Source organism: Nostoc sp. 2RC (genome assembly GCF_014222165.1).
GTDB lineage: Bacteria > Cyanobacteriota > Cyanobacteriia > Cyanobacteriales > Nostocaceae > Nostoc > Nostoc linckia.
Window position 1 is genome coordinate 1 of sequence record NZ_JACKZU010000371.1, and the last position, 8,011, is coordinate 8,011.

The following is an 8,011-nucleotide window of genomic DNA, read 5'->3' on the forward strand; positions in this document are numbered from 1 at the left end:
CCCCCATATCCCCCATATCCCATTCCCCATTTTTCATCCTTCACATTTCTTTCCGTGGCTATTTCGTAAAAAATGCACATATAAAGGTGAAAATCGAAGACAGAATTATTTGTTTGCTTCATCCTTATTGTGCTTGACTCATGAATGTTTCTTTGGCTAAGGATCTGTCTGTTTATCAACTGGTTATGGGAGTGCAAGCGCCTCCTAAACCATTGTCCCTCAGTCCAGCTACTCTACTATCTCTGGTGAGAGCGCAAATTGACTTACTCATTGAGCAGCAAATTGCAGCCACTTTATGGGTGAAGCTACCACCAGAAAAAATTTGGCAATTAGAATTAGTCCGTTATCAATCTTCTGTAGGTGCGTCTAGTTTTATCTATACTTGCCAAATTGAGGATATTAACAAAGGGAAAGATGAGGGAGACAAGGGAGATGGGGGAGATGAGGGAGTAAGAGGAGAAAATATCCCCTCATACCCCTCATCTCCCTCATCCTCCTTATCCCCCCATCACATCCCCGTTTACTTACCACCCCATAGCCAACTGCGACGGGAAAATTTTCTGATGGTATTGTCTCCCCAGTTTTGTAGTTTAATTTTGGCTCATCGACCTTTGAAAAAACGCAAAAATCAAACTTCTGGGAAAGTAACTACTAATAAAAATCAGCCGTTGTTAATTATTACTAGTGTTGAGGGGAGAATAATTCAGCAAGTCTTAAATGGTATTCAACAAGCAATTACGCCAGAATCATCGCCCATCATACCTGCTGATTTTATTTGTCCAAGTGTGCCGGAACCTGTATTGATGAATCAATTATTGGCAAAACAACTCCTACGCCAAGATGAAATTAATCGGCAAATCGTCACAGTACGCACTACAAAATTACAGCAACAAAATCAAGAACTGCACAACAAGGAACAACTAAAAGATGAATACTTGAAAAATGTCTGTCAGGAATTACGTATACCGTTGACGCACATGAAAACTGCACTTTCGTTATTGAATTCGCCTAATCTCAAACCACCGCAGCGACAACGTTATTTACAGATGTTAAATACCCAGTGCGATCAGCAAAATTCCTTAATTACTGGTTTGTTAGATCTTGTGCAACTCGAACATGATTTAGACGCTACAACTTTAGAATCAGTGCGTCTTTCAGATATTGTCCCTGGAGTTGTCAGTACATACCAACCTGTAGCCCAAGAAAAAGGAATTATGCTGGCTTACACTGTACCTACTGAACTTCCAGCTGTTTGGTGCGTTAGTGGCGGGCTGAGGCAAATTGTGATTAATCTGCTGCACAATAGTATTAAATTTACCCCAAATGGCGGTCAAGTTTGGGTGCGTGCCCGCCTCCAAGGCGATCGCGTGCAACTAGAATTCCGTGACACAGGTATTGGCATTCCTGAGAACGAAATTCCCAAAATTTTTGACCGTTTTTATCGCGTACGAACAACAGCAGCTGAAGATCATGGTGGTGCTGGATTAGGATTAACGATTGTACAGCAATTGCTACTACGTTGTGGTGGTTCTATTGTTGTGAAAAGTAAAGTAAATGAAGGTTCCACATTTACAGTGCAATTAGCCAGTGTTGCAGATAGTCCAGCAGCGATCGCTACTGCTAATGAATAAACCTCTTGCAAAAGTGCTTTTTGCACTCTTGTGGGAAAAGGGGAAAGGTTAAAGGGGAAAGGTTGAAGGGGAAAATACCAAATTTTCGCCCTTTTCCCTTCCTTTTTTACCAACTTCTGCAAGAAGTCTAATGATAGAGGAAAATTGAAAATTCAGAATTCATCGAGTCAGAATTCAAAATTAAAATAGCCTCATGGTCTAGCTAGCAGACTTAAATTTCGTACTTGATTAAGTTGCAATCTGTTGTAAGTTTTGGATTTTGGATTAAATAATTCAAAATTCAAAATTCAAAAATAGTTGAATTTTTTACTAGCTTATTGATTCTAAATTCTGAATTCTGAATTCTGACTCCTGAATTCTATCTATTTACTCGAAGGTGTTGGAATAGCAGCAATAATTTGGCGAAGCATCATCACTTGCCAATTTGGAACAGGAGCTAGTAATACAGTACCAGTTCCCTCAAAAGTATTGACCAAAAACTCACCAGAAGTCATGGAACCTAGAAAAGATTTGGTAGCTTTTTCAACGCGATAATTTAATGTGTTTGTGCGAGCGATCGCAAAATTTCCATCAACAACTAATCGGTCATTTCGTAAATTGATGACTTCCACAGGGCCTTGTGCAACCATCGCCACTTTACCCCTACCTTTGACTTTTGTTTGAAACAAACCCTCGCCACCAATTAAGCCTGACACCAATTTGTTACGTTCAACTCCTACTTCTACACTCCCATCACTGGCCCAATAAGCGCCACTATCTAAAATCCATTCACTACCATCTAATTCTAAGATGTGATAACCAGATAAAGAAGGTTCTAAATATAATTCACCTGTACCTGTATATGTGGGACGGAAAATATTTTCTCCTGTAGCTAAAGACTTTAAAAACCCACCTGCTGAAGGAGCTTTAGATTCCATTTTAATGTTGCCATGTATATAGTACATAGCACCAGATTCAGTACGTACTGTTTCGTTTTGCAAAGTTATTTTGACTAAATGTAAACTTTCTCGTTCAATAACTTCAAAAATTGCCATGATTTTCCTTTTGATTGATGTCGAAATGTATACTTAAATTTGCAGCATAATTTATATACATTTTTGGCATCTATTTTTACAAATGGCAAGTTAGATAAATCTGCATAATTTCCTTAAAAACCGCGATGGATGACGTTGCACTGCAACGTCTCTACAGGGCGCACTGAGAAATTTATTGTTGTTGTGAATATCAATATTTGTTCTGCATTAAGTAGAAGCGATCGCACTTACTCACATCTTTGTATTTAATACCTCAAGTTTTTATTCCTATTGACTCTTAATAAATAGTACGTAAAATTATACGTAGCAACTTATTCACATGAGCTTTTCACTGTTGGCTGAAAACGCATAACCTATGGTTCTGGGGAATTTTGGCAATATTTACTCAGATGAGCTAATTACTGCCACTGAGTTGAATCGTCAGCCTGGGCGAGTTCTAGACAAAGCTTTGGAACGTCCAGTGACAATTACTCGTAACGATCAGTCTTTTGCATTGCTGCGTCGGGAGCAAGTAACTTCTCTGGTGAAGGCAGCTACTCAAAGTAAAACTGTTTTTGAAGCATTAACCGTGGCTTTTTCTCTATTACTAAGGAAAGAAATCGGCTTTGAACATTCTTATGGATGGTTGAGTGTGTTTGATTCCGATGAGTTGCAAGAGTTTATCAACGAGCTAAGTGAGGCTTTTCGGTTGATAGATTCCTCAACTACAGCATGGGAGATGATTGACGCGCTTATCCATGAATGGCATGAAAGTGCCATTGCTTACTCTAGCCCCGAACTGGCAGCAGCTTTTAGTGCTGAAATTGATGAAGTGGCATTAACTAAGCCATCTGCCGAGAGTGCTGTGTAAGAGAGTATATCAGATAACCAACAAGAAAATCCCATACTAAAGAATTTAGAGCCGCCAGAAGTTAAACTGACGGCTCCTGAATTATTTGAGGTAGAAAGCACTTGGTTGGTAGTAGCCAAAAATCGTCGGGTGAATAGGGATTGGGAAGCTTTAATGCAGCGTCATCCAGAAAACACTCTTCGCTGTTATGAAGATTTATGTACAGCACCAACCACTCGACAACCAGGGCGTGTTTTCCCTTTGAAGGGCAAACTTTACAAGGGGGCATGGGAATACGAAGTGACAAAAGGGGACAGACTATTTTATGTTCCTGACCTTGAACAGTTGAAAGTCGTTGTTTACTATGCAGGGAAACATCCTTCCCCTGCACCTATTCCGTAAACTTAATTTTTTCTGCATTAAGTAGAAGCGATCGCACTTAAACTTTGTTTGAAATGAATATCTTGCTCAAACCCTAGAATAGCGTAGCCAACACCATTAAGCAAAACAAACATCATACCTCAGAATTCTGCCAAATGGAACGTTGGAGACATCATTCTGGACTTGTATAAAGTAACTGACATTGTTGGAGAGGGGGGTTTTGGCAAGGTTTATAAAGTGCGACACATTCATGGTAATCCTCTGGTATTCGCTGAATTTGTAGCGGGAGGAAGTTTGCACGATTGCATTTACCTAAAACAGCAATTCATCTCACGACTCATGCGAAGGGGAGCATTCAGTTTGCTTAGGGTCAGCAACGCCCTCCTAGTTTTTCGCGATCGCCGCTAACTTCTAAGGGGAGGAAAATTGTTAATATCTCTCCATAGTGTGGACGTTGACGAACAATCAGTTTCCCACCGATGGCTTGAAACAAATGCTTGGTTGCGGCCATATTCAAGCTAATAGTACCTGTTTCTGGCTGAAACATCAGCAGTTGACCAAGGGCTTTGCGAATTGGCGGTGTTGCTGGTGTAGTAGATTTATTTGTATCTTTAGATAACAGTTGTGGCGATAATTGTAACTTTAGTTGATCTCCAGCCGGAATCACTTGTACCTGAATGTGGCTACCAGGAGGTAAGCTGCGGGTAAAATTCTCCATCAACCCAGTGAGTACGCGATCGAGCATACTGGGATTACTAACTACAGTTGGTAATTGCTGCGGTAACACTACATTTAAAGTTAAGTTGCGCCGCTGTGCTGCTTGTTCCCAACGGGGAATGCTTTGTTGCAACACTCGATCTAAAGACATGGGCGTCAGTTGAGTTTTGGAAGATTTTACTGGCGCAGAAGTTTCCAGTTCTGCTGCTTTAAACAGTAACTCCATACGGTCAATTTGCTCGCTACACTCGCGATCGATAATTTCTAACCGATTGATGACGCTCTTAGCCAAGTCCCGCCGCTTCAAGAGTAGGCGCGTCATGGTGCGAATAGTCGTTAAAGGTGTACGAACTTCGTGGGCAAAAGCTTGGAGCAATTCGACATCGGGATTGGGCATTGGGCATGGGGCATTGGGGATGGGGGATGGGTTATTTTCTTTGTCCTCCTTGTTAAGAGTGCCTAGTAAAGAGTCTCTAGTTTCTTCTGATTCTGTTAGTTCTTGAAGTAATAGCTGGCTAAATTGAACCACCATCCGGTAATCTGGTGCTAGTGGAGAATACTGTTGTACTAATGTATCCAATTGGGTAAAAAATTCTGGATTAGTCAGCATTACCCGCGCTCCTAGCGATCGCCAAGCCTGCTGTACTACCTCCGGTTCAAAAGAAAATGAAAAAGTTTTTTTACCGTTTTTATGCGTTGCTAAAACTAGTACTAATGTAAATTTATCTGTAAAAACTAAGCAAAACTGTTCTGCCGCTAATGGATCGGCTGGTAATAAAGGAAGTACGGATTCACAGGGAGCAACTTCACAATCTTCAAGTGCAATCGTATCTGGCATCTGAAATGGCATCAGTGCCAAAGGGTTAAATGGTTTTGCTGTAAAAGTTACTGTCTCTAAGCTTTGAGCGAGTTTTGGCTGACTAAATAACGGTGCTGGTGCAGCTAAAACTAATCCTTGGGTAGTGTCACCTGGAACAGTTGCTAAACTATTTAATAGCAAGTGTTCTGTTGCTGCAAGGCTGACACGCCATTGCCGCTCTGCTTTTGCTGGTGAACATTCAGCCACACTTGATTGATTTTGTGCCAAGATTTCCAAAAGACTTGGCAATATCCACTGGTACACAAGTTTTCACCCCTTAATTCAAGAGCGACGAATAAGGTCTAGGATAGAACCTCACTACTACCTAAGAGGTTATATTCATTTGTGTACAGGTAACAGTCGTAGAACCGAACAATTTGGGTGCAATTTCCGTTGTAAATTGAAAAATTGCATAACAAGGGATAGGTTAGGGGAAATAATGCCTGTAATTGGGGCTTGCTGAGGCAATACGGTTCGGATAAGCAGTATGAAATTCCCTTGTGGTTTGGGAAAAGGTTAAAGAAGTCAGAAGTCGGAACTCGGAAGTTGTTCGTCTGAAGTACAGTTTTTTAACGGGGATTTAGACCCCGCAAACACATACTTGTTGCTTGATAGAAGCCGGGGACTTAAACCCGCCGAAGTTTGTTAACGAGTAAAGCGATTTGGATGTAGTATTTGAAACCTTTCCCCTTTCCCCTTTCCCCTTTCCCCGAACCGTATTGCTTGCTCAGGTACTTATACGCACACCTGTGCATAAAAGATTAATCTATATGAATTATATGTAAAACTCTCAGAAACTCTTGCTTCTCCGTATTTTCTAGAAAAAACTATAATGCTCCTCTCCCTGTTGGAGAGGAGTTAGAGGGAGGTGTCGAACTCACGTTATTGGATAGCCTTTGGAGATTTGAAATTTTGCACAATTGTACTAGTCTTCGCGTTCGCCAAAAGCTGTCTGTAAAATCACTGCCACACCTCCGTCTTGGTGATATTTATCTGCCCAAGCACGGATAACTTCATCTAATTCTTCCATAGCTTGCTGCATTTTTTCTGGAAGAATATCAAGTTCTTCCAACAAGCGCATAGCGTTTGGTCGTCGTTCTGCCCAATTTTTCATCATCCGGAAATACCGGGCGGTATCTTCTACCATGATGTAAGTGCGTTCTTGGTCATCTGCTGGGGCATAAAAAGGACGAGTCAAAGCATAGAAGGGCATTCCCCAAGGAGAATCAATGCGGGTTACCGTACCTGAGTAGAGCAAACGGCGCTTGATATGTTCGCCTAAAGCTTCACTCAAAGGCATTTGGTGTTCGGGTGGCAAATCTTCTTGCGATCGCTTGTGCAAAAATTCGATCAAATCCAAGAACTCAAATGAGCTAACTAACTGGGCATCAGGTAGATTGCTTGGTAGTTTTTGCTCAATTTGTCTTTTTTCTTCACTTGTCAAACTAGTACCAGGTACGCGCGATCGCCCCGGTTGCCAAGGATATTTTTCTAACCAGACATAAGGCAATTGAATAAGATACCGTGGTTCTTGAGAACCCAGCATCTTTAGTAGTTTCCCTTCAGTTAGCGCTTGCCTAACTTCTTCTACAATAATTTTTACCCGTTTCGGTTCCAAGTGGTGCAAATGCCCTGTCATTCGCAGGTTTTGTCCCTGCTCTAGATAAGTCATGTATATTGCACACTTGGCTGCTGTTGCGGCTGCGTCTAAAAATGCCCCATGCCTGTGCCCACTCGTCCGCATGGCACTAAAAGCCAGATAAAGCATGATCTGATCCATCGCACTGGGGTCAAGACGTTTGATCAGATCTATGTCGTTACTCATATTACAGACAATTGAATAGCACGTTTACAGAGTTTTAATCGAGTGAAAATAGGTAGTATACACCTGGCTGAAGGCAATGTCTTTACTTCAGACTATATTAGTATGCGATAACTATGATATTGGCAGTAGTTGAAACTACAATTATCGCATATTTTCTGGTACACATATAGATTCAGTGTTGTTACAATAACTGTCCCTACATCTGTCGAGAAAAAGAGAAAACATCACATGTCCAGCTTTACGGCGCTTTATGTCCTCAAAGGCAACTGTGTTACAAAGTATCGACAAAGCTTTTAAGTTCTTTAGGTTTTTCTAGTTTGTTGTCTTTCAAGAGCAAAAATGTCAAGTTGCTGAGAGCTAATTATGACATGATGCTAGCTCGCTTCAAGTAAAAACTAGTTTACACGGTTCATCTGGGATATCTATAAACTCGAAAAAGATGGTTTTTATTTTGCTTTGAAGAATTATTTGTATTACACAATCGACCGGAAATCATCGAAAGCCTAGAAGAAAAGCAGTTACCAGGTGTGGCAACATTCACAACCTCAGTCAAACCGCTAGTTGTGAAGTATTATCCTGTTCGCAACCTCCAGTAGTGTTTTGGCAATATAGCTTGCTGGCTTGAGGAAAAATCGTAGACATGAAGTAAGACAAATAATTTCAATTTCAAAATACCTGTTTATTTCAAACATCGTTAATGATTGTATCATTATTTTTTGCCTTAGTAATATATTT

General features: G+C 40.8%; 6 protein-coding genes. 3 read left to right on the forward strand and 3 right to left on the reverse strand.

Going from position 1 to position 8,011, the window contains the following annotated elements; translation table 11 throughout:
• The first annotated feature begins 140 nt into the window (after positions 1-140).
• Positions 141-1,631 (forward strand): DICT sensory domain-containing protein, encoded by a 1,491-nt coding sequence (locus tag GNE10_RS28740; protein ID WP_185569084.1) that lies wholly within the window; start codon positions 141-143, stop codon positions 1,629-1,631.
• Between the two features lie 362 nt (positions 1,632-1,993).
• Here the strand turns inward: GNE10_RS28740 and GNE10_RS28745 are convergent, their stop codons facing one another.
• Positions 1,994-2,665 carry an AIM24 family protein gene (locus GNE10_RS28745; RefSeq protein ID WP_185569085.1) on the reverse strand — a complete coding sequence of 224 codons (672 nt, stop codon included), beginning with the start codon at positions 2,663-2,665 and terminating at the stop codon, positions 1,994-1,996.
• A gap of 355 nt (positions 2,666-3,020) precedes the next feature.
• Between GNE10_RS28745 and GNE10_RS28750 the strand changes: the two genes are divergently transcribed.
• Both GNE10_RS28750 and GNE10_RS28755 read left to right on the forward strand, forming a co-directional pair.
• On the forward strand, positions 3,021-3,515 hold the full coding sequence (locus GNE10_RS28750) for a hypothetical protein (protein ID WP_185569087.1): 495 nt from the start codon (positions 3,021-3,023) through the stop codon (positions 3,513-3,515).
• Positions 3,516-3,620: 105 nt separating this feature from the next.
• Positions 3,621-3,896, forward strand: a complete 276-nt coding sequence (locus GNE10_RS28755) for a hypothetical protein (RefSeq protein ID WP_260447069.1) — start codon at positions 3,621-3,623, stop codon at positions 3,894-3,896.
• Between the two features lie 349 nt (positions 3,897-4,245).
• On the opposite strand, the gene GNE10_RS28760 is transcribed toward GNE10_RS28755, so the two are convergent.
• Together GNE10_RS28760 and hetR are read right to left on the reverse strand one after the other, a co-directional pair.
• Positions 4,246-5,715 carry a sensor histidine kinase KdpD gene (locus GNE10_RS28760; RefSeq protein WP_185569088.1) on the reverse strand — a complete coding sequence of 490 codons (1,470 nt, stop codon included), beginning with the start codon at positions 5,713-5,715 and terminating at the stop codon, positions 4,246-4,248.
• Positions 5,716-6,376: 661 nt separating this feature from the next.
• Positions 6,377-7,276: a heterocyst differentiation master regulator HetR gene (hetR, locus tag GNE10_RS28765; RefSeq protein WP_099069731.1), complete on the reverse strand. Its 900-nt coding sequence runs from the start codon at positions 7,274-7,276 to the stop codon at positions 6,377-6,379.
• Between the last annotated feature and the right edge of the window lie 735 nt (positions 7,277-8,011).

Coding starts and splice junctions, on each gene's coding strand:
- GNE10_RS28740 (WP_185569084.1), top strand. CDS start 141: ATGAATGTTTCTTTGGCTAAGGATCTGTCTGTTTATCAACTGGTTATG.
- GNE10_RS28745 (WP_185569085.1), bottom strand. CDS start 2,665: ATGGCAATTTTTGAAGTTATTGAACGAGAAAGTTTACATTTAGTCAAA.
- GNE10_RS28750 (WP_185569087.1), top strand. CDS start 3,021: ATGGTTCTGGGGAATTTTGGCAATATTTACTCAGATGAGCTAATTACT.
- hetR (WP_099069731.1), bottom strand. CDS start 7,276: ATGAGTAACGACATAGATCTGATCAAACGTCTTGACCCCAGTGCGATG.